General features: G+C 65.7%; 17 protein-coding genes and 1 riboswitch. Of the genes, 10 read left to right on the top strand and 7 right to left on the bottom strand.

Annotated elements, in window-relative coordinates:
* Nucleotides 1–2 precede the first annotated feature (2 nt).
* Together BVH73_RS15250 and purL are read right to left on the bottom strand one after the other, a co-directional pair.
* A complete protein-coding gene (locus tag BVH73_RS15250; RefSeq protein ID WP_079420142.1) occupies nt 3–731 on the bottom strand; it encodes an acetyltransferase domain-containing protein in 729 nt (242 codons plus the stop codon).
* Entirely contained in the window at nt 724–4,731 is a 4,008-nt protein-coding gene (purL, locus tag BVH73_RS15245; RefSeq protein ID WP_079420140.1) for a phosphoribosylformylglycinamidine synthase, read from the bottom strand. Before purL ends, BVH73_RS15250 begins: the two co-directional genes overlap by 8 nt.
* Nucleotides 4,732–4,870: 139 nt before the next feature.
* Here purL and map point away from each other — a divergent pair, with 139 nt between their 5' ends.
* The 6 genes from map (at nt 4,871) to BVH73_RS15215 (ending at nt 10,544) form a co-directional block, all read left to right on the top strand.
* Entirely contained in the window at nt 4,871–5,689 is an 819-nt protein-coding gene (gene map, locus BVH73_RS15240; protein ID WP_079420138.1) for a type I methionyl aminopeptidase, read from the top strand.
* A 46-nt stretch (nt 5,690–5,735) separates the two neighbouring features.
* The gene (locus BVH73_RS15235; RefSeq protein ID WP_079420136.1) at nt 5,736–8,354 is read left to right on the top strand and encodes a [protein-PII] uridylyltransferase; all 2,619 of its coding nucleotides are present in this window, start codon (nt 5,736–5,738) and stop codon (nt 8,352–8,354) included.
* 28 nt (nt 8,355–8,382) lie between these two features.
* Nucleotides 8,383–8,697, top strand: a complete 315-nt coding sequence (locus tag BVH73_RS15230) for a nucleotide pyrophosphohydrolase (protein WP_079420134.1) — start codon at nt 8,383–8,385, stop codon at nt 8,695–8,697.
* A gap of 159 nt (nt 8,698–8,856) precedes the next feature.
* Complete coding sequence (locus BVH73_RS15225) at nt 8,857–9,396, top strand: septation protein A (RefSeq protein ID WP_079420132.1); 540 nt, start codon at nt 8,857–8,859, stop codon at nt 9,394–9,396.
* On the top strand, nt 9,396–9,710 hold the full coding sequence (locus BVH73_RS15220; protein WP_079420130.1) for a BolA family protein: 315 nt from the start codon (nt 9,396–9,398) through the stop codon (nt 9,708–9,710). The genes BVH73_RS15225 and BVH73_RS15220 overlap by 1 nt, the downstream gene beginning before the upstream one ends.
* A 45-nt stretch (nt 9,711–9,755) precedes the next feature.
* On the top strand, nt 9,756–10,544 hold the full coding sequence (locus BVH73_RS15215; RefSeq protein WP_079420127.1) for a peptidylprolyl isomerase: 789 nt from the start codon (nt 9,756–9,758) through the stop codon (nt 10,542–10,544).
* A gap of 155 nt (nt 10,545–10,699) precedes the next feature.
* Here the strand turns inward: BVH73_RS15215 and kch are convergent, their stop codons facing one another.
* Genes kch through BVH73_RS15195 form a run of 4 tightly spaced genes read right to left on the bottom strand, consistent with a single transcriptional unit; the run spans nt 10,700 to nt 15,665 of the window.
* Nucleotides 10,700–11,947: a voltage-gated potassium channel protein gene (kch, locus tag BVH73_RS15210; protein ID WP_079420125.1), complete on the bottom strand. Its 1,248-nt coding sequence runs from the start codon at nt 11,945–11,947 to the stop codon at nt 10,700–10,702.
* Nucleotides 11,948–11,990: 43 nt separating this feature from the next.
* Nucleotides 11,991–12,752: an ABC transporter ATP-binding protein gene (locus BVH73_RS15205; RefSeq protein ID WP_079420123.1), complete on the bottom strand. Its 762-nt coding sequence runs from the start codon at nt 12,750–12,752 to the stop codon at nt 11,991–11,993.
* Entirely contained in the window at nt 12,749–13,702 is a 954-nt protein-coding gene (locus tag BVH73_RS15200) for a FecCD family ABC transporter permease (RefSeq protein ID WP_079420120.1), read from the bottom strand. Before BVH73_RS15200 ends, BVH73_RS15205 begins: the two co-directional genes overlap by 4 nt.
* A 19-nt stretch (nt 13,703–13,721) precedes the next feature.
* Nucleotides 13,722–15,665, bottom strand: a complete 1,944-nt coding sequence (locus BVH73_RS15195) for a TonB-dependent receptor plug domain-containing protein (RefSeq protein ID WP_079420118.1) — start codon at nt 15,663–15,665, stop codon at nt 13,722–13,724.
* A 156-nt stretch (nt 15,666–15,821) separates the two neighbouring features.
* Nucleotides 15,822–16,053, bottom strand: a riboswitch (cobalamin riboswitch).
* A gap of 51 nt (nt 16,054–16,104) precedes the next feature.
* Here BVH73_RS15195 and BVH73_RS15190 point away from each other — a divergent pair.
* The 3 genes from BVH73_RS15190 (at nt 16,105) to BVH73_RS15180 (ending at nt 17,343) form a co-directional block, all read left to right on the top strand.
* Nucleotides 16,105–16,347: a hypothetical protein gene (locus tag BVH73_RS15190; protein WP_169836788.1), complete on the top strand. Its 243-nt coding sequence runs from the start codon at nt 16,105–16,107 to the stop codon at nt 16,345–16,347.
* Nucleotides 16,344–16,676: a cell division protein ZapA gene (locus tag BVH73_RS15185; protein ID WP_079420114.1), complete on the top strand. Its 333-nt coding sequence runs from the start codon at nt 16,344–16,346 to the stop codon at nt 16,674–16,676. The genes BVH73_RS15190 and BVH73_RS15185 overlap by 4 nt, the downstream gene beginning before the upstream one ends.
* Before the next feature lie 223 nt (nt 16,677–16,899).
* Nucleotides 16,900–17,343: a PIN domain-containing protein gene (locus BVH73_RS15180; RefSeq protein ID WP_079420112.1), complete on the top strand. Its 444-nt coding sequence runs from the start codon at nt 16,900–16,902 to the stop codon at nt 17,341–17,343.
* A 9-nt stretch (nt 17,344–17,352) separates the two neighbouring features.
* Here BVH73_RS15180 and lgt read toward each other — a convergent pair whose 3' ends face one another.
* Nucleotides 17,353–18,180, bottom strand: coding sequence for a prolipoprotein diacylglyceryl transferase (lgt, locus tag BVH73_RS15175; protein ID WP_079420110.1), 828 nt, complete (start codon nt 18,178–18,180; stop codon nt 17,353–17,355).
* A gap of 160 nt (nt 18,181–18,340) precedes the next feature.
* Here lgt and ilvD point away from each other — a divergent pair, with 160 nt between their 5' ends.
* A complete protein-coding gene (gene ilvD, locus BVH73_RS15170) occupies nt 18,341–20,026 on the top strand; it encodes a dihydroxy-acid dehydratase (protein ID WP_079420108.1) in 1,686 nt (561 codons plus the stop codon).
* Nucleotides 20,027–20,037 lie beyond the last annotated feature (11 nt).

Here is a 20,037-nt window from a genome sequence, read left to right as displayed (position 1 = left end):
CCTCATGCTCCCCGCAGATGCGCCGCCAGCCACACCAGCCCGACGAACACCGGCTGGTGCAGCAGGTAGATGGTGAGCGGCCAACGTCCGAGAAAGGACAGCGGACGCACGACGGGCAGATGACGCAGCGGCCGGAACTGCACCCGCGCCAGCAGCCAGCCCACGCCCGCGCCGATCCACAGCACGCCGATCCACGGCAGCAAGGGCGCGTAATCCTCGGTAATGGGCTTTTGAGTGATCAGCCCGGTCCAGTTCCACAGGGGCGGATTGAAATACGCATGCCCCCAGAGCTGCGGTGCCGCGATGGCGATGGGGGCGAGCAACAGCACCCAGGCCCGGGCATGACGGAACACCAGCCGATGCAGCAGCAGCATGGCCGCGATGCCTTGGAGAATGCCGAAATAGATGAAGCTGTGGGGAAAGGCCGCATAACTGCCCGCCGTGACCAGCAGCGAAGCCCCGGCGATCTGCGCCCAGCGCGTCCAGAATTGCCGCGCCGGACGGCCGCTCACATCGGTGAAGGTCTGCGTCAGCCCTACGGTGAAGACGAACAGGCTGACGATGGCGATGCGCTGATCGAGCCACCACGGGCTGGTGTAGAAGTCGGTGTGGATGAAGCCGAACCAGTTCAGGTCGAAACTGAAATGGAACGACATCATCCACAGCACGGCCAGGCCGCGCAGGGTGTCGACCCCCGCGTAACGCTGCCGCGGCGCGGCGGGTTCAGTCACACCACACTCGCGCGTTGCGGTACATGCGCATCCACGGGCTGTCTTCACCTTGCTCCTCCGGGGTCCAGCTCATCTGCACGCTGCGGAACACCCGCTCGGGGTGCGGCATCAGGGCGGTAAAGCGTCCATCGGGCGTGGTCACCGCCGTGATGCCTTCCGGGCTGCCGTTGGGGTTGAAGGGATAGTGCTCCGTGGCCTGGCCGTGATGATCGACGAAGCGCATGGCCACTTGCAGCAGCTTGGCGTCACCCTGTTGGGAAAAGTCGGCGCGGCCCTCTCCATGCGCCACGGCGATCGGCGCGCGGCTGCCGGCCATGCCCCGGAAGAAGATCGACGGCGACTCGGCCACCTCGACCAACGACAACCGCGCCTCGAACTGCTCGGAGGAATTGCGGGTGAAGCGCGGCCAGGCGCGGGCGCCCGGAATCATGGGGGCGAGCGCGGCCAGCATCTGGCAGCCGTTGCACACGCCCAAGGCAAACGTGTCGGGGCGACCGAAGAAGCGTGCGAACTGATCGGCGAGCTCGGGGTTGAACAAAATGGACCGGGCCCAGCCCTCGCCCGCGCCGAGCACGTCGCCGTAGCTGAACCCGCCGCAGGCGACGAAGCCGCGGAAGTCGCCCAGCCGCGCCCGGCCCGCCATCAGATCGCTCATGTGCACGTCTACCGTGTCGAACCCGGCACGGTCCATGGCGTAGGCCATTTCCACCTGCGAATTGACACCCTGCTCGCGCAGGATGGCGACCTGCGGACGCGCGCCGCGGGCGACGAAGGGCGCGGCGATGTCGTGCTGCGGATCGAAGCTCAGGTGCTGGTGCAGCCCCGGATCGGCGGCGTCGGCCAGCGCATCGTGCTCGGCCTGGGCGCATTCAGGGTTGTCGCGCAGCATCGACATGCGCCACGAGACGCCGTCCCAGCTTTGCATCAGCGTGGCTCGCGGGGCGGTGTAAACACATTGCGTGTCGCGCCAGACTTCGATGACATCACGGTCGTTCACGGAGCCGACGGCATGGCTGTGCGCGGACAGGCCATGGCGCCGCAAAGTCTGCAGCACGGCATCGCGCCGCTCCGCCGCGACTTGCAGCAGCACGCCCGGCTCTTCGTTGAACAGCGCGCGCAAGGTCTGGATGTGACGACGCGGGCCGACCTGCTTGGCCCAGTCCTTGGCATCGCCCCAGTCGTCGGCTTCGCCGCCGTCCATCGTCAGCAGATCCAGATTCAGGCTGATCCCGCAATGCCCGGCGAAGGCCATTTCGCAGGCCGTGGCCCAAAGGCCGCCATCGGATCGGTCGTGATAGGCCCAGATCTGGCCCGCCGCGCGCAGTTCGGCCAGCGCCGCGGCCCACGATTTCAGCAACTCCGGGCTGTCGAGATCGGGCGTGACATCGCCGATCGCCCCCAAGGTCTGCGCCAGGATGCTCGCCCCCATGCGCTTCTTGCCCAGCCCCAGATCCACCAGAATCAGGCTGCTGGGCGCATCGCTGCGCAACTGCGGCGTGAGCGTGCCGCGCACATCGGGCAGCGTGGCGAAGGCGGACACCACCAGCGACACCGGCGAGGTCACGCTCTTGGCCTGCCCCGCGTCTTCCCAGCGCGTATGCATCGATAGCGAATCCTTCCCCACGGGCACCGAAATGCCCAGCGCGGGGCACAGTTCCATGCCGATGGCGTGCACGGTGTCGTACAGCGCGGCGTCCTGGCCGGGCTGGCCGCAGGCGGCCATCCAGTTGCACGACAGTTTGATGTCGCCCAGCTTTTGCACCGGCGCGGCGAGCAGGTTGAGCACCGCCTCGCTCACCGCAAGCCGGCCCGACGCGGCTGGATTGAGCACCGCGACGGGCGCACGCTCGGCCACGCTCATGGCCTCGCCGCGAAAACCGGCGTAGTCGGCCAGGGTGACGGCGCAGTCGGCCACCGGAACCTGCCAGGGGCCGACCATGGGATCGCGGTGGCTCAGGCCGCCCACCGTACGGTCGCCGATGGTGATGAGAAAGCGCTTGCTCGCCACCGTGGGGTGACGCAGCACCGCCTCGCAGGCCTGGGCGAGATCGACTTCGGCCAGATCGAGCGCCGCGCCTTGCGTGCTTTGCCGCTGCGCCTGACGGTGCACGCGCGGCGGCTTGCCCAGCAGCACGTCCAGCGGCAGATCGACCGGACGGGCCTGATCGGGCTGGTCGGCGTGCAGGCGGTCCTCGACGATCAGGGTCTGCTCCTGCGTCGCCACGCCCACGACCGCAAAGGGGCAGCGCTCGCGCTCGCACAAGGCCGCAAAAGCGTCACGCTGATCGGGCGCGATGGCCAGAACATAGCGTTCCTGACTTTCATTACTCCATATTTCACGAGGGCTTAGGCCAGTTTCCTCAAGTGGAACGTCACGCAACTCGAACACGGCGCCGCGCCCAGCGCCTTCCACCAGTTCGGGAAAGGCGTTGGACAGCCCACCGGCGCCGACATCGTGAATCGACAGGATGGGGTTGCCCTCGCCCAGCGCGCAGCAGGCGTTGATCACCTCCTGGGCGCGTCGCTGAATTTCAGGGTTGCCGCGCTGGACCGAGTCGAAATCGAGGTGGGTGGCATTGCTGCCGGTGGCCAGGCTCGACGCCGCGCCGCCGCCCAGGCCGATGCGCATGCCGGGGCCGCCAAGCTGAACCAGCAGCGTGCCGGCGGGAAAGGCCTTCTTGTGCGTGAGGCCGGCATCGATGGAGCCCAGACCGCCGGCGAGCATGATGGGTTTGTGATAGCCCCAGACCTTGCCGTCCACCGGCTGCTCGAACACGCGGAAGTACCCGGCCAGATTGGGTCGACCGAACTCGTTGTTGAACGCGGCGCCGCCCAGCGGCCCGTCGAGCATGATCTGCAGCGGGCTGGCGGTGTGGCCGGGCTTGCCCAGCTTGGCCGTATCGGCCTCCCAGGGCTCTTCCGCCCCGGGGAGGCGCAGATTGGAGACCGAGAATCCGGTCAACCCGGCTTTGGGGCGCGAACCCCGGCCGGTGGCGCCTTCGTCGCGGATTTCCCCGCCAGCCCCGGTTGCGGCGCCGGGAAACGGCGAAATGGCCGTGGGGTGATTGTGCGTTTCCACCTTCATCAGCACATGCCGCAACGCTTCCTGTGCGGCGTAGTGGTGCGTACCCGGCTCGGGCTGCCAGACCTGCACCGTGCCGCCCTCCATCACCGAAGCATTGTCGGCATAGGCCACCACGGTGCCCTGCGGCGCCAAGGCGTGGGTGTTGCGGATCATCTGGAACAGCGTGTGCGGCTGATCGACGCCGTCGATGGTGAAGCGGGCGTTGAAAATCTTGTGGCGGCAATGTTCGCTGTTGGCCTGGGCGAACATCATCAGTTCGACATCGGTGGGGTTGCGCCCCAGCTTGCGGTAGGCCTCCAGCAGATAGTCGATCTCGTCGTTCGACAGCGCCAGACCCTGCTCGGCATTGGCCCGCGCCAGTGCCGATCGCCCGGCATCGACGGAGCCCGTAAGCACATCCACATGCTGCAGGGGCTGGGGAGGCAGTTCGGCGAACAGGCGCTCCAGAACCTCGCGCCGCAGCGCCACCGACTCGGTCATGCGGTCGTGCAGCAGGTCAGCGAGGCGCAGCCATTCGTCATCGGACAAGGGTTTGGCCGCGCGCAACAAGCCGCTTTCCAATTCAAGGCGATACTCCACCGCCCGTTCCACCCGGTGCACCGGCGCGCCGCACAGACGGGCGATATCGGTGGCTTTCGAGGCCCAGGGAGACAACGTCCCCAGACGCGGCATGACGAAAAGCGTCTGCCCACTGCTGGGGCCGACATAGGGATCGCCATAGCGCAGCAGACCTTCGAGCTTGTCGCTCAGCGCCGATGACGGCGCGGCGTCGAGCGCGACGACGTGCACATAACGGGCGTGGATGCGACGCACCCTGGCGGCAATTTCCGGTTCGGACTGGCGCAGACGCGTCTGCAGGGCGTCCTGGCGAAAGGCGGACAAGGCGCTGGCGCCTTCGAAGAAAAGGATGTGCATGCGGGAACCCGGAATGGGCGAGGCGGGAGGAGGGAGATCAGCGCGAAATTATAGAAAGCGGCCAACGCGGCAATGCACCGCTGGCGACAACAGGGCTCTTCCGCCAACGCCGCCGGGGCGGCAGTGTGATAATTGCGCCATGAGCATCACCATCAAAACCCCTGAAGACATCGAGAAGATGCGCGTGGCCGGGCGACTGGCCTCCGAACTGCTCGATTACCTGACGCCGCACGTTCAGCCCGGCGTGACGACCAAGGCCATCGACAAGCTGGCCTACGACTACATCACCCAGGTGCAGCAGGCCATTCCGGCCCCGCTGAACTACGCGCCCCCAGGCTACACGCCCTACCCCGCGTCGATCTGCACCTCGGTCAACAACGTCATCTGCCACGGCATTCCGAACGACAAGGCGCTGAAAAGCGGCGATGTGGTGAACATCGACGTCACCGTGATCAAAGACGGCTTCCACGGCGATTGCAGCCGCATGTTCAGCATCGGCGCCGTGCCCAAGCACGTGCAGCGGCTGGTGGACATCACTTTCGAGGCCATGTGGCACGGCATCGCACTGGTCAAGCCCGGTGCGCGGCTGGGCGACATCGGCCACATCATTCAGACCTTTGCCGAGAGCGCGGGCTACAGCATCGTGCGGGAGTTCTGCGGACACGGCATCGGGCGCAAATTTCATGAAGATCCGCAGGTGCTGCACTACGGCAAGGCGGGCACGGGCGAGGTGCTGCGCGAAGGCATGACCTTCACCATCGAGCCCATGATCAATGCCGGGCGGCGCGACATCCGCGAAATGGCCGACGGCTGGACCATCGTCACCAAAGACCGCTCGCTCTCGGCGCAGTGGGAGCACACGGTGCTGGTCACGCCCACAGGCTTCGAGGTGCTGACCACCTCGGCAGGTTGCCAGCCGGCGCCCGGTTTCGTCCGCCAGCCTGCCGTCGCCGCCTGAGGGCGCGCCCTCAGGCCCTTCAACGCCGTCGCACGCATCCAGGCCCATGACTGCCGCCGCTGTCGTTGCCGCCAGCCCCGACGGGGGTCTGCTGAGCGACATCCGCCAGGGTTGGAAGCAGGGGCGGGCCGTCCTGCTCAACCACTTCGCCCGGCACCCGCGCCAAGTGGCACCGCTGTTGCACGGACTGACCCGCCTGGCCGACCAGACGCTGCAAACGCTCTGGACGGCAACCGGCATGCCGCCCGAAGCGGCGCTGATCGCGGTGGGCGGATATGGACGCGGCGAGCTGTTTCCGCACTCCGACATCGATCTGCTGCTGTTGCTGCCCCACGCCCAGGGCAGCGACCCCGCCACCGATGCGGCGGCCGAGGGCTTCATCACAGCCTGCTGGGACAGCGGCCTGGAGATCGGCGCCAGCGTGCGCACGGTCGAGGCCTGCATCGACGAGGCGGCCAAGGACATCACGGTACAGACGGCACTGCTGGAGTCGCGCTTTCTGTGCGGCCATCGCGCGCTGGCCGAGGCGATGCAGGCCAGGTTTTTCGAGCATCTCGACGCCCGCGCCTTCTTTCAGGCCAAGATGCGCGAGCAGCAGCAGCGGCATCTCAAGTTCGAGGACACCCCTTACGCGCTCGAACCCAACTGCAAGGAAAGTCCCGGCGGGCTGCGCGATCTGCAGGTCCTGCTCTGGGTGGCGCAGGCCAGTGGCATGGGCCGCACCTGGAAGGAGCTGGCCGCCTGTGGAATCATCCACGCCAACACCGTCCGCCAGATCCAGCGCAACGAGACGGTGATCAAGCGCATGCGTGCGCACCTGCACATGCTGGCGGGCCGACGCGAAGACCGCCTGGTGTTCGACCAGCAATCGGCGGTGGCCAAGGTGCTGGGATTTGCGCCAACGCCCAGCAAACGCGCCGGCGAACTCCTGATGCAGCGCTACTACTGGGCGGCCAAGGCCGTCGAGCAGATCAACCAGATCGTGCTGCTCGACATCGAAGGCCGGCTGTGGCCGCAATCGGTGGCCCAGGCCCAGCCCATCGTGGGCCTCGACGGCGTGGAAGACGGCCGATACGTGCTGCGCGACGGCATGATCGAGCCGGCCGATCTCCAACTGTTCCAGCAACAGCCCTGGACGCTGCTGGAGATCTTTGCGGTGTTTCAGCGCGCTCCGGGCGCCCGGGGACTGTCGGCTGCCGCGCTGCGCGCCATCTATCTGGCGCGCACGCGCATGGACAGCGCCTTCCGCCACGACCCGCGCAGCCGCGAGCAGTTCGTGCGCATTCTGCAGGCGCCCAACGGCATCGTCCATGCCCTGCGGCTGATGAACCGCACCAGCGTGCTCGGGCGCTATCTGTGGGCCTTCCGGCGCATCGTCGGGCAGATGCAGCACGACCTGTTCCATGTCTACACGGTGGATCAGCACATTCTGATGGTCGTGCGCAATATGCGGCGCTTTTTCATGCCCGAGCACGCGCACGAGTACCCCCTCTGCTCGGAGCTGGCCGCCCATTTCGACCCGCCCTGGGTGCTCATTCTGGCCGCCCTGTTCCACGACATCGCCAAGGGGCGCGGCGGCGACCACTCCGATCTGGGTGCCATCGAAACCCGTCATTTCTGCAAGGCTCACGGCATCGACGCCGCCAACACCGAGCTCGCCATCTTTCTCGTGCGCGAGCATCTGCAGATGTCCCGCGTGGCGCAGAAGGAAGACCTGAGCGACCCCGAAGTCATCGCCGCCTTTGCCCAGCGCGTGGGCGACGAGCGCCACCTCGTCGCGCTCTATCTGCTGACCGTTGCCGATATCCGCGGCACCAGTCCCAAGGTCTGGAACGCCTGGAAGGGAAAACTGCTCGAAAACCTCTACCGCGCCACGCTGCGCGCCCTCGGCGGCCAGACGCCGCAGCCCGAGGCCGAACTCCAGTTGCGGCAGCGCGAGGCCCAACGCATTCTCAACCTCTACGCCCTGCCCGAAGGTGCGCAGAAACCGCTTTGGGACACGCTGGACATGGGCTATTTCCTGCGCAACGATCCGCAGGACATCGCCTGGCACACCCGCAAGCTCTACGCCCGCGTCGCCAATGCCGGCCCGGTGGTCAGCGCACGACTGGCTCCCGAGGGCGAAGGACTGGAAGTGCTGGTCTATGCGCCCGACCGCCCCGATCTCTTTGCGCGCATCTGCGGCTATTTCGACAGTCAGAACTTCAATATTCTCGACGCCAAGATCCACACCACGAACAACGGCTGGGCGCTCGACAGCTTCGTCGTCGTCTCCCCGCACACCAAGGTGCACGACCGCGCCATGATCGGCGTGATCGAAACCTCCCTGCTGGGCGAACTGAGTGGCACCGGCCCGCTGCCGCCTGCGCATCACGGACGACTGTCGCGCCGGGTGCGCAACTTCCCGGTCAGCCCGCGCGTGGGCCTGCGCCCCGACGACCGCGGACAGCGCTGGATCCTCAGCGTGACGGCGCACGACAGGGCCGGTCTGCTGTTCGGCATCGCCCAGGTTCTGGCCAAACACCACATCGACCTCCAACTGGCCAAGATCACCACGCTGGGCGAACGGGTCGAAGACACTTTCCTCGTCTCCGGCCCGGGCTTGGGTGACGCAAGGATTCAGAACATCATCGAAAGCGAACTGCTTCAAACGATTGCAGACTGAGCCCGTACCCGGATTTCAGGAGCCCCGATTGGACATACCCGCCTTGCAGGCCCGCTTGCGACAGTTCGCGGCCGAGCGCAACTGGACGCCCTACCAGACGCCCAAGAATCTCGCGATGGCCATGATCGTGGAGGCCGCCGAGCTGGTGGAGCCCTTCCAGTGGATGACGCCCGAACAGTCGCAGCAGTCTGGCCTGGACCCCGACCTGCAGGGCCGGATTGCCGACGAGATTGCCGATGTGCTGATCTATCTCGTCCAGATCGCCGACCACACTGGCATCGACATAGACCAGGCGGTGGAAAACAAGATCGGCAAAAACGCCGTGAAATACCCGGCACCGTAAAGACATTGGACATCCCGGCGCCATCAAACATGGGACAATTTCGCCTCCGATGACTGCCGTACCACCCGGCGCTTGCCCTGCCGAGTCGACGCTCAAGTTAACGCTCAATGAGCTGGCGAGCTTCCTGAGCGCTCCGCCCCACCCCACATCACCGACACCTTGAAGATCCTTTTCGATTTTTTTCCCATCATCCTGTTTTTCATCGTGTTCAAGGTGGCGGGGATCTACGCCGCCACCGCGGTGACCATAGCGGCGACCTTCGCGCAGATCGGCTGGGTGTGGTTCAAGCACCGCAAGGTGGAACCGATGCTGTGGCTCAGTCTGGGGGTCGTGGTGATCTTCGGCGGGGCCACGCTGCTGTTCCACAACGACACCTTCATCAAGTGGAAGCCCACGGTGCTGTACTGGCTGTTCGCCATCATCCTCGCCGGCGCCCAACTGCTCCAGGGCAAGAACCTGATGCGCAGCCTCATGGGCAAGCAGATGCAGCTGCCCGACCCGATCTGGAACCGCGTCAACTGGTCGTGGGTGGTCTTCTTCGTCCTCATGGGCGTGCTCAACATCGTGATTGCCTACAACGTCTCCACCAACCTCTGGGTGGACTTCAAGCTGTTTGGCAGTCTGGCGCTGACGCTGGTGTTCGTCCTCGGGCAGTCGCTGCTGCTCGCCAAGCACATGAAGCTGGACGAAAACGCCTGATGCCCTCCCCGATGTCCCGTCGAGCGCGCATCGAAGCGCTGTTGCAGCAAGCTCTGAACCCCGAAACCCTGCAGGTGGCCGACGACTCCGCGGCCCATGCCGGACATGGCGGATTCGATGCCGAAGGCAGTCATTTCCGGGTGCGGATTGTCAGCGCGCGGTTTGCCGGCGCCTCGCGTCTGGCCAGACATCGCCTCGTGTATGATGCTTTGGCTTCGATGATGCACCATGAGATACATGCCCTGGTGCTCGATTGTCAGGCGCCTGGAGACGCACTCCAGGTCGGCCGCTCCGATAAACCAGAGACGGCCTGACGGCGCGCCCTGGCCATGTGTTCCCTCCCCCTTCTGGATGACTTCATGTTCAAACTCTCCCGCATTCTGGCCGTCACGGCAATGAGCTGCGTGCTGGCCGCCCCCGCCTGGGCCCAGAACATCGCCACCGTGAATGGCAAGCCCATTCCGCAGTCTTTGGCCGACTCCGTGGCCAACAGCATGGCCAAGCAGCAGGGCCAGCCGGTCACGCCCCAGCTCAAGGACATGGTCAAGAACGAGCTGATCAGCCGTGAAGTCATGGTTCAGGAAGCCGACAAGCTCGGGATCGACAAAGACCCGACCGTGCTGGATGAGGTCCGCATCTCCCGCCAGAACATCCTGATCCGCGCCCTGTTCAACGCGTATCTGCAAAAGCATCCCGTCACCGATGCGCAAGTCAAGGCCAAGTATGACGAGTTCGCCAAGAAATTCGGCAACACCGAGTACAAGGCCCAGCACATCCTCGTGCCCAGCGAGAAGGAAGCCCAGGACATCATCGCCCAGCTGAAGAAAGGTGCCAAGTTCTCCGATCTGGCGAAGAAATACTCCAAGGACACCGGCAGCGCGGCCAACGGCGGCGACCTGGGCTGGTCAACGCCCAGCAACTATGTGCCACCGTTCGCCAAGGCCCTGGAAGCCCTCAAGCCCGGCCAATACACACAGACCCCGGTGCAAAGCCAGTTTGGCTGGCATGTGATCAAGCTGGACGCCACCCGTCCCGCCAAGGCGCCCACGCTGGAGCAACTCAAGCCCCAGATCCAAGCCGAGCTGCAGCGCGAAGAAATCACCAAGTACCAGGACGAACTGCGCGCCAAGGCCAAGATCACGGAGTGATCGTGTCTGCACCGGCCCCCGGCCGATGCAACCTTCGAAACGCCCGCAGCTGCGGGCGTTTTTCATGGGCGCCGCCTCGACCGGGCGGCGGGGTCAGGATCGGGCCTTCAGCCGCGTGGCCCGCCGCGCATGCCCAGGCCAGCGGCCAGCGCTGGTCACGCCTGCGGGAACAGCAACTGATGCACCGTCTCGTTGTCGATCGGCTCGTCGAACAGATCGCGCGCGAGAAGTTGGCTGCCCAGCAACTGCGGGGCAAACAATACGTCGGGCTGGACGCGCCGGATCTTGTTGACATGCCGCACGTCGTTGACGCCGGCAATGGTCTTCACTCCGGGCGCCATTTCCTTCACGGCCAGCACGGCGAAGGCGTTTTCGGCATCGTCGTCGCGCAGGGTCAGCACGACCTTGGCGTGAGGCACTCCGGCCAGGCGGAGGGTTTCGTCGCGTGTGGCGTCCGCCGTGATCACGTCGGCCGTATCAGGATAGGGTGAGGGATGGCCGATCGGCGCAATGACGGTGACCGGCACACCGCGGCCGGTCAACTCTTTCCACATGGCGTAGGCCAGGCTCGATACCCCGATGATGACGTAATGGTTCCTGCGTCGTTCGCTGTGCATTCTTCCCTCCAGAGCCCGTTTGAGACTACCGCCGATCACCGGTCCGATCACGACGGACAGCGTGGTGGCGAACACCGAAATGCCCAGCACGATCATCGACACGGTGAACATCCGCGCGTGAAGCGTATGCGGCACGATGTCGCCATAACCCACCGTGGACATGGTCTCGATGGTGTAATAAAACGCGGTCGGCAGGCTGTGGATCGGAGGGGTGTAGCCCGCGCCGAACCAGAGACTGCCCAGCGTGCCGTAGATCAGCAAACTGCTCACGCCAAGCAGCGCGAACAGGGAACTGGCCGCCAGGCTGCTGCGGGTGAAGTGTCGGCCATACACCAGCAGAGCCAGCAGCAGCACCCCCGACAGAATGAACACCGCATCGGGCCGATGGGCCGCCCACAGCGCAAGCCCGGCCGACACGATGCCCAGAAATATCGCCAGCACCCAGGCCACCCGCGCGCGCATCAGCAGACCCGGCACCATCAGCACCAGGCCAATACCCACGATCACATGGGGAAAGGCGGCCAGATCCTCCAGCCCGGTGATGCCGTCGGCGCCGCTCTGGGCGATGCCCAGCAAGGTGACCCGCAGCGAAAGAAAATGCGGGCTGATCTGCGCCAATCCGTTGATCAAGGCCAGCAGCGCGATGAGCGCAGGTGGCCCGGCCTGCCGCCAGTCGGTCTTCAGCCATCGCGCCGATGTGGCGAGCCGGGCCTTGAATGCCCGCCACGCGCGGGCGCCGAGTTGCGGCGCAAGCGGCGCGCGTTGAGGGTCGTTGGAGGGCGGCATGACGTAAGTATCGGCGATTGCGCGGGCGCAACGTCTCGACGGGTCAGCGCGCCATCCAGGCGCGACGTCCATCGGCATGGTCAAGCGCCATCCACTCGCAGCCGTACAGGCTGCTCAGCAGGTCGGCCCGCAGTGCCTGCTCGCATCGCTCGAACGTCCAGCCCCGCACATCGTTCTGCAGACCCAGCCCCAGCACATGGGTGGCGAAGCGGGCGACCCAATTGACATCGTGGGCGCAGAACACCACGGCGTGATCGGGGAGGTTCGCCAGCACGGTGCCCACCAGAGACTGATGCCCCGGATCCTGAAAGGCGACGGGCTCATCGAGCAGCAGGATGGCTGCGCCCTGCACCAGGGCCTGCGCCAGCCCGACGCGCTGCCGCTCGCCCGCCGAAAGATGCAGCACCGACCGGTCGCGTAGCGACCAGGCGTCGACAAGCCGCAACGATTCGTGCGCCGTCAGGCCATCGGATCGATGTTGCGAGAGTTCGAGCAAGGCGAGTACCGGGAGATTGAAACGGTCTCGCGGCTGCGTTGGCATCAGGGTGCGCAGACCGGCCAGACGCTCCGGGCTCAGATCGGACAGCGACCGCCCGCCCAACCTGACGGCGGCGGCAGACCCGCCCAGCGGAAGCAGCCCGGCGAGTTGGCGCAGCAACGTGGACTTGCCGACGCCGTTGCGGCCGATGACGCCCAGACGCTCGCCCTGGCGCAGGCGAAAGGACAGTTGTCTCGCCAGCACCGGCTGCTGCGCCGCGGTAGCCACATCGAGGTTCTCCACCTCGAGACAGGGCGTCGCGATCACCGCGCCCGCCTCAGCATCAGAATGAACACTGGCGCGCCCACCAGCGCCGTCACGGCACCCACGGGCAGTTCGTAAGGCATGAATACACCGCGCGCCAGGGTATCCGCAGCGACCACGAGGGCAGCCCCCGCCAGGGGCGACGCCCAGGCTTGATCCCGCATGCGTTGAAGGCCGAGAAGTCGCAAGGCCTGCGGCACGACCAGACCGACGAAACCCACCGCGCCGGCTACGGCCACCGACGCCCCTGTGGCCACCGCCGCCAGGATCACGAGTTCCAGCCGCAGCCGTGCCACCGGCTCGCCCAGCAGCCAGGCCGTCTCGCTGCCGAGCAGCAAGCGGTCGTAGCGTCGCTGGCGCCACGACAGCCAGCCCGTAGCCAGCGCCGCCAGCGCGCATAGGCCCAGGCCGTGTTCGGCGCCAGAGAGATTGCCGACCAGCCAGAACATGGCGCCCCGAAGCTGCTGGTCGGGCACCAGACTCAACAGCAGCGTGGAGAGCGCGCCGGCGATGGCCGCCAGCATGGCGCCGATCAGAATGAGTTGCGCCGAGGCTTCGTCATCGCGGCTCGCCATGAAGCGCCGCCCCATCAACAGAAGCAGCAGCAGGACCAGGCCCGCACCAAGCACGCTGCCCAGCCACAGGGCGGCCCCCAGAAGAAGCGCCGCGATGGCGCCCAGCCCGGCGCCTCCCGAAGCGCCCAGCACATAGGGGTCAGCCAGCGGATTGCGCAGCAGAATCTGCATGCTCAATCCCGCCTGGGCCAGCAGCGCCCCCACCCCCATGCCAGCAAGCACCCGCGGCAGCCGGAGCTGCCAGACGATGTCCGCATTCCAGCCGCCCTCGCCCACCGACAACGCCACCGCCACGACGGCGGCCAGCAACAGGGGCAAGCCCCAGCGCAGGCGTGAGGCGCCTTGATCGGCGAGGCCCATCGTGGAATCAGCGGACATGGTGGATGCGTAATGCGGCTCAGAGCGCGGGCCGCCAGGTCAGGCCGAGAAAAATCCCCAGCGGTTCCCGGTTGTAGCCATAGACGGTCTGGTACTGCTTGTCGAACAGGTTCTGCACCCTCGCATTCCAGCGCCAGTTTTTCGACAGCGCACCGCTGGCGTTGAGATCGACCGTGGTGTAGCCGCCCAGAGTCACCTGTCCCGTCGGGCCGCTGTCCCATCTGGGGCCACTGTAATGCACGGTCGCGCCATAGAGCACCGACGCGAACGCTCGGCTGATCGAGATGTTCGCCAGGCTGCGGGCCTGGCGCTGCAGGGTCGGCTCATCGGGCTGGCTGGTATCCACGGGTTGCTGCAAGGTGAGGTTGGCGTCGTAAACCCAGCCCCTCCAGGCGCCGCGTCCGCTCAACTCCAGCCCGCGGGTGCTGCTGCTGGCGATGTTCTGGAAGGTGCTGGAGGTGAAGTCGTACTGCCATTTGTCGGTCATCTTGGTCTGGAACAGCGTGGCGCGCAGCACATTCACTCCTTGCGACCACTGCAGGCCGGCCTCTGCCGAATGCGCCTTTTCGGGTTTCAGATCCGGATTGCCATAGAACGGAGCGTAGAGGTAGCCCAAAGGCGCGGCATTGAAGGCCGTCGAGTAGCTGGCAATCGCCTTGAAGCCACCGCCCAGTTCGCGCCCATAGCCCAGATAGCCGGTGTTCTGGCCGCCATAGCCGTCGATCGCATCGTGCCGCAGATTGAGCTGGATCTCGTTGCTGCCGATGCGGCCATTCACCCCCGCGAACACGGCCCTGGCGTCGCGCTGCTCGTCGGGGATGGAGGCGGTGATCGAATGCACGGATTGGCGCTGAAACTCCAGCCCGGCCGTGGCCGTCCAGCCCGCCCCCAGCTGCATCACGTTGCGCCAGAGCCCTTGCTCGATCCGCGTGCGGTAGGTCGCACTGTAGGGAAAGGCGCTGAAATTCTCGGTGGTGTTGGTCGTGCTCTGCTGTGACACGCTGACATGCGACTTCCAGGCCGAGGTCACCTGGTTGTCGCTGAAGATCTGGTAGAGGTCCTGCGTGGTGCTGCTCAGATTGGTGTCGGTCGGGCTGGCATAGGCCCCATAGCTGTCGTAGCTGGCGCGGCCCTGGCTGCTGAAGGCGCGCAAGCCCAGCGATTGCCCAGGCGCCAGCGTCTGCACGATGGAGCCGTTCATCGTCGTGTTGCCATAGCCGTTGGTGTTCGGGTTGGCCTGGCTGAGCTGCGCGGGATTGATGGCGCTGATGCCTTGCGTGGTCGAGCGGCTGATGCCGGCCTGCAGCGCCGTGTTGCCGATCTGCCCGCTGGCGTTGGCCGAGACCGTGGCCGTATGGCGACTGCCCGCCGTTACCGAAACCGACGCTTCAGGCTTTTTGCTGCCCTTGCGGGTGGTGATGAGCACTACACCGCCAATCGCACCGGAGCCGTAGATGGCCGACACATTGCCGCGGATGATCTCCACGCGCTGGATCTGATCGGTGGTGAAGTTGTTGAGATACGACGTGCCCGTGGCGTCCTGGGCATTCATGGGCACGCCGTCGAGCAGCACCAGGACGTCGGCGCCACCGAATCCGCGTACGAACACATTGCTGGGTTGCCCCGGGCCGCCACTGTTGGTCACCTGGACTCCCGCAACCTGCTGCAGCAGTGTCACCAGATTCTGTGCGCCGCTTTGCTCGATCTGCTCGCGGGTGATGACGCTGACACTGGGCAGGGCACTCGCCAGCGGCTGCGGATAACCCGTCGCGGACACCACCACGGGGGGCAAAGCGGTGGCCTCCGCCGGGGCACTCTGTGCCTGGGCGTGGAGGGCGGTGAGCCCGAGCGCAACGACGCATGTGGCGCGTGCAACGGGTTTGATGGCCGCGCAAGAAAGCGCCGACGCGTGGGATCTGCGGTACGACGTACGGACGCCGTTGTGCGTGAACTGCTGAGACATGGCTCGATTTCCGGATGAATGAGCGCTGCCGTGTTCCCCCGCACGGCAAGCGCGGCTGAGGCGAGCAGCTCCAGACCTCCGAACGCATCTCGACCGTCGTGTGGCGATGCGATGGACACCACCGAGGTCTTGATGCGCCACGTCACCCCGAAGCTGCGCGTCCTCTCGTCGTTGGCCGGTATCCGGGCTGGCGACGCGATCCGGACATCCTTCCCAAACCCGTGGATTCAGTGGATGAAGCGTCCGAACGGAAGGCAGAGCCTTCGGTCGCTGACCGTTGCGGGGGCAGCACAGGCTGGAGCATTTGCCGCAGGCATGTCTCTTCCTGTTTCCCGTTTAACTGCGCGGCGTGAACCACCGCGCGGGCACCAACGCCTCACATGTTAGCCGTGCGGCAGCCCTGTTTGGCCGTAGCCGACACCGCCTTAGAATGCCCGTTATGGACGAACGACAGCCCTCCCCCGCCATCGCCCAGTTGCACGCGCGCGTCGAGCGGTTGCTGCTGCGTCACAACGAGCTGCTGCGCACCAATGCCCTGCTGACCGAGCGCCTGCACGGCCTCGAAGCCGAGCGCGACCAGATGCGACAGCGCCTGCACGACGCCACGCAGCGGATCGACAAACTGTTGGCCCGTCTGGATCAGACCCCTTCCCTTTCGGGCGAGCCCGACTCTCAAGCATGAGCACGACCACGCTGGATGTGAACATCATGGGCCAGATCTACACCCTGGCCTGCCCCGCTGACGAGCAGGCCGCGCTGCTGGCCGCCGTGCGTGAAGTCGACACGGAAATGTGCGCCATTCGCGATATGGGCAAGGTGCGCGCCCGGGAGCGTATTGCCGTGCTCGCCGCGCTCAATCTGGCGCACAGTCTGATCGAGTCGCGCCAAGCCGCGAAGACGGCGGGCGACTCCGTGCAGTCATCTCTGGCCTTCGAGGAAGACGCTCAGGCCGTCGCCCATCTCACCCGCCAACTCGACGAAGCCCTGGGCGCCGAGGGCAAATTGCTCTGAAGCCTTGCCCTGGCACGGGGTCGTCCTACAATGCTTCGGGTCTGTCGGGCTGGCTTGGGTCGGCATTTCCTGAACCGATAAATTTGTGCCTCGGGCTTGGAAATTCTGTGTGTGCGCGTGACGTCTCGCGCAGACGTCCCCAAATCGCAGTGACCTTGCCCACCTGTCCCAGTAGGGTTCAGGAATCAACGCTTAATCCGGTTCCGGCAGACACCTCCCCCGCATGACTCTCCCCCCTGATTCGATGCCTCGCTGCGTGCTGGATACGCAGGTGCTGCTCGACTGGGTGCTGTTCGACGATCCGCGAACGCGGGCCTGGGCCCAGGCCATCCAGCGAGGCCGCGTGGCATGGGTCTACTGCCCATCGATGCAGGACGAAGCCTTGCGCGTGATTCATTACCCGGCACTGACCCGGCGCTTCGATCCCGCGGATTCAGCCGCACGCGTCAACGCTGGCTTTGCACGCTGGGGACGATGCTGCGCCAGCCCTGCGGCTCAACGACGCCTGATCTGCGCCGACCCGGACGATCAGATGTTTCTCGATCTGGCGCTGTCGCAAACCGCCGTCACGCTGCTGAGCCGGGACCGCGCGGTCCAGCGTCTGGCCCTCAGCGCAAAGGCTTTGGGCCTGGCCATCGGCGCGCCGGAAAAAATCGACGCGCCTTGACCCTGTCGCTCAGGAGGCCGACTGCCCCAGCGCGGCCATGCGGTCTCTGCGCCGCAGCGACCAGCCAATCATGACGATGCCCAGCACGATGAGCGGAATCGACAGCAACTGCCCCATCGTGAGGTGGAACCACAGATAGCCGAGGAAGGCGTCGGGCTGGCGGAAGAACTCGGCAGTGAACCGCGCCAGGCCATATCCCAATGCAAAACACCCGGCAATGAAGCCGCGTGGCCGCTCCTTGCGCGACAACCACCACAGCACGGCGAACAGCACGATGCCTTCGAGAAACATCTCGTACAGCTCGGAAGGAAAACGCGGCACCATGCTGCCGGACTCGGGATAAATCATCGCCCCCGGCCACCATGCGGGCGCCGCCCGGCCCCATAGCTCGCCGTTGATGAAATTGCCGATGCGGCCGAACGCCAGGCCCGGGGGGATGAGCGGCGCGACAAAGTCCATGATCTGAAGCCACGAATAACGGCGGGTGCGCGCAAACCAATAGGCCGCGGCCATGACACCGAGCAGCCCGCCATGAAACGACATGCCGCCGTCCCACACCGCGACGATCTGCGCCGGATGGGCAAAGTAGTAGTCGGGCTGATAGAACAGCACATAGCCGGTGCGCCCCCCGAGAATGACTCCCAGTACCCCGGCGAACAACAAATCCTCGATGTCGCGCGAGGTCCAGCCCTGGCGCGCATAGGGCTGGTCTTTGAGGCGCTTTTGCGCCAGCAGCCAGAAAGTGATGAAGCCCAGCAGGTACATGATGCCGTACCAGTGCACCTTGATCGGGCCAAGCTGCAGGGCGATGGGATTGAAGTCGGGGTGGATCAGCATGGGCGTGAAGTGTACGGGGTCGGCTGCCGCATTCCTTTCAAGCGCCTGGAGCGCCGGTCAATATTTACCTTTGGATACCTCTGCACAAGCGTTCAGCCCGCAACGACGGCCCCTTGCCGCGCGACAATGGCCCTTCGTCGATTCGTACCCAATGCACGCCATGAGCCAGAAACTGCGTTCCGAAAACATCACCGTGGGGGCGTCCCGAGCCCCCAATCGTTCCATGTTCTATGCCATGGGCTACAAGAAGTCGGATTTCCAGAATCCGATGATCGGCATCGCCAATGCCCACTCGACCATCACCCCTTGCAATTCGGGCCTACAACGCCTGGCCGACGCTGCCATCGAAGGCGTGCGTGCCGCGGGGGGCAATCCCCAGATGTTTGGTACCCCGACCATTGCCGACGGCATGTCCATGGGCACCGAGGGCATGAAGTATTCGCTGGTCTCGCGGGAGGTCATAGCCGACTGCGTCGAGACCTGCGTGCAGGGACAGTGGATGGATGGCGTGGTCACCGTGGGCGGCTGCGACAAGAACATGCCCGGCGCCATGATCGGCATGCTTCGCTGCAATGTGCCGGGCATCTTCGTCTACGGCGGCACCATTCTGCCGGGCCATTACAAGGGCCGTGACCTGAACATCGTCTCGGTCTTCGAGGCGGTCGGCGAACATGCAGCCGGACGGATGAGCGATGCCGATTTCGACGCCATCGAACAATGCTCGGTGCCCACCAGCGGTTCCTGCGGCGGCATGTACACCGCCAACACCATGTCCAGCGCGATCGAGGCCATGGGCATGTCCCTGCCCTATTCGTCGACCATGGCGAATGTTCACGAGGAAAAGGTGCAATCGGCGCGAGACTCAGGCCAGGCGCTGCTCGCTGCGGTTCGAGCCGGGCTCAAGCCACGCGACATCGTCACCCGCAAGGCGCTGGAAAACGCCGTGGCCGTGGTCATGGCCACAGGCGGCTCGACCAATGCCGTACTGCACATGCTGGCCATCGCCCACGCGGCCGAAGTGCCCTTCTCCATCGAAGACTTCGAGGTCATTCGTCAACGCACCCCGGTGCTTTGCGACATGAAGCCCTCGGGACAGTACGTCGCCACCGATCTGCACCGCGCCGGCGGCATACCGCAAGTCATGAAGGTGCTGCTCGAAGCCGGGTTGCTGCATGGCGACTGCATCACCATCAACGGCAAGACCGTGGCCGAAAATCTCAGGGACGTTCCCGCCCGGCCCAGTGCCGAGCAAGACGTGATCCGCCCGATCGACAGGCCGATGTACGCCCACGGCCACCTCGCCATCCTCAAGGGCAATCTCGCTGCGGACGGCTGCGTGGCCAAGATCACCGGCTTGAAGAAACCCAGCATGACCGGCCCGGCGCGGGTCTTCGACGATGAGCAGAGCGCCCTGGAGGCCATTCTGGCCGGTGCCATCAAGGCCGGCGACATCATGGTGCTGCGCTATCTCGGCCCGAAGGGCGGCCCGGGCATGCCCGAGATGCTCGCGCCGACGTCGGCGCTGGTGGGCGCAGGGTTGGGGGAATCGGTCGGGCTGATTACCGACGGGCGGTTCTCCGGGGGAACCTGGGGCATGGTGGTCGGGCATGTCGCGCCCGAAGCCATGGTCGGCGGCCCCATCGCCCTGGTGCGGGAGGGCGACAGCATCACCATCGACGCGCCTTCGCAGAGCCTGACGCTGCATGTCGACGACGACGAACTGGCCCGGCGTCGCGCGGCCTGGACACCTCCGCCCAGGCGCTACACCCGCGGAGTCATGGCCAAGTTCGCCGCGCTGGTCGGCAGCTCACACCGTGGCGCCGTGCTGGATGCGGATCTGAGCTGATTCGGCCCGCG

The sequence above is a fragment of the Thiomonas intermedia genome, assembly GCF_002028405.1.
Lineage (GTDB): Bacteria > Pseudomonadota > Gammaproteobacteria > Burkholderiales > Burkholderiaceae_C > Thiomonas > Thiomonas intermedia.
Note: the sequence above shows the minus strand (reverse complement) of the source record. Positions and strands in the feature narration are given on the sequence as shown.

What these genes read in the sequence shown, in the direction of transcription:
- map (WP_079420138.1), top strand. Translation starts at nt 4,871, where the DNA reads ATGAGCATCACCATCAAAACCCCTGAAGACATCGAGAAGATGCGCGTG.
- BVH73_RS15235 (WP_079420136.1), top strand. Translation starts at nt 5,736, where the DNA reads ATGACTGCCGCCGCTGTCGTTGCCGCCAGCCCCGACGGGGGTCTGCTG.
- BVH73_RS15180 (WP_079420112.1), top strand. Translation starts at nt 16,900, where the DNA reads ATGACTCTCCCCCCTGATTCGATGCCTCGCTGCGTGCTGGATACGCAG.
- BVH73_RS15220 (WP_079420130.1), top strand. Translation starts at nt 9,396, where the DNA reads ATGCCCTCCCCGATGTCCCGTCGAGCGCGCATCGAAGCGCTGTTGCAG.
- BVH73_RS15195 (WP_079420118.1), bottom strand. Translation starts at nt 15,665, where the DNA reads ATGTCTCAGCAGTTCACGCACAACGGCGTCCGTACGTCGTACCGCAGA.
- BVH73_RS15190 (WP_169836788.1), top strand. Translation starts at nt 16,105, where the DNA reads ATGGACGAACGACAGCCCTCCCCCGCCATCGCCCAGTTGCACGCGCGC.
- kch (WP_079420125.1), bottom strand. Translation starts at nt 11,947, where the DNA reads ATGCCGCCCTCCAACGACCCTCAACGCGCGCCGCTTGCGCCGCAACTC.
- BVH73_RS15200 (WP_079420120.1), bottom strand. Translation starts at nt 13,702, where the DNA reads ATGTCCGCTGATTCCACGATGGGCCTCGCCGATCAAGGCGCCTCACGC.
- purL (WP_079420140.1), bottom strand. Translation starts at nt 4,731, where the DNA reads ATGCACATCCTTTTCTTCGAAGGCGCCAGCGCCTTGTCCGCCTTTCGC.
- ilvD (WP_079420108.1), top strand. Translation starts at nt 18,341, where the DNA reads ATGAGCCAGAAACTGCGTTCCGAAAACATCACCGTGGGGGCGTCCCGA.
- lgt (WP_079420110.1), bottom strand. Translation starts at nt 18,180, where the DNA reads ATGCTGATCCACCCCGACTTCAATCCCATCGCCCTGCAGCTTGGCCCG.
- BVH73_RS15185 (WP_079420114.1), top strand. Translation starts at nt 16,344, where the DNA reads ATGAGCACGACCACGCTGGATGTGAACATCATGGGCCAGATCTACACC.
- BVH73_RS15215 (WP_079420127.1), top strand. Translation starts at nt 9,756, where the DNA reads ATGTTCAAACTCTCCCGCATTCTGGCCGTCACGGCAATGAGCTGCGTG.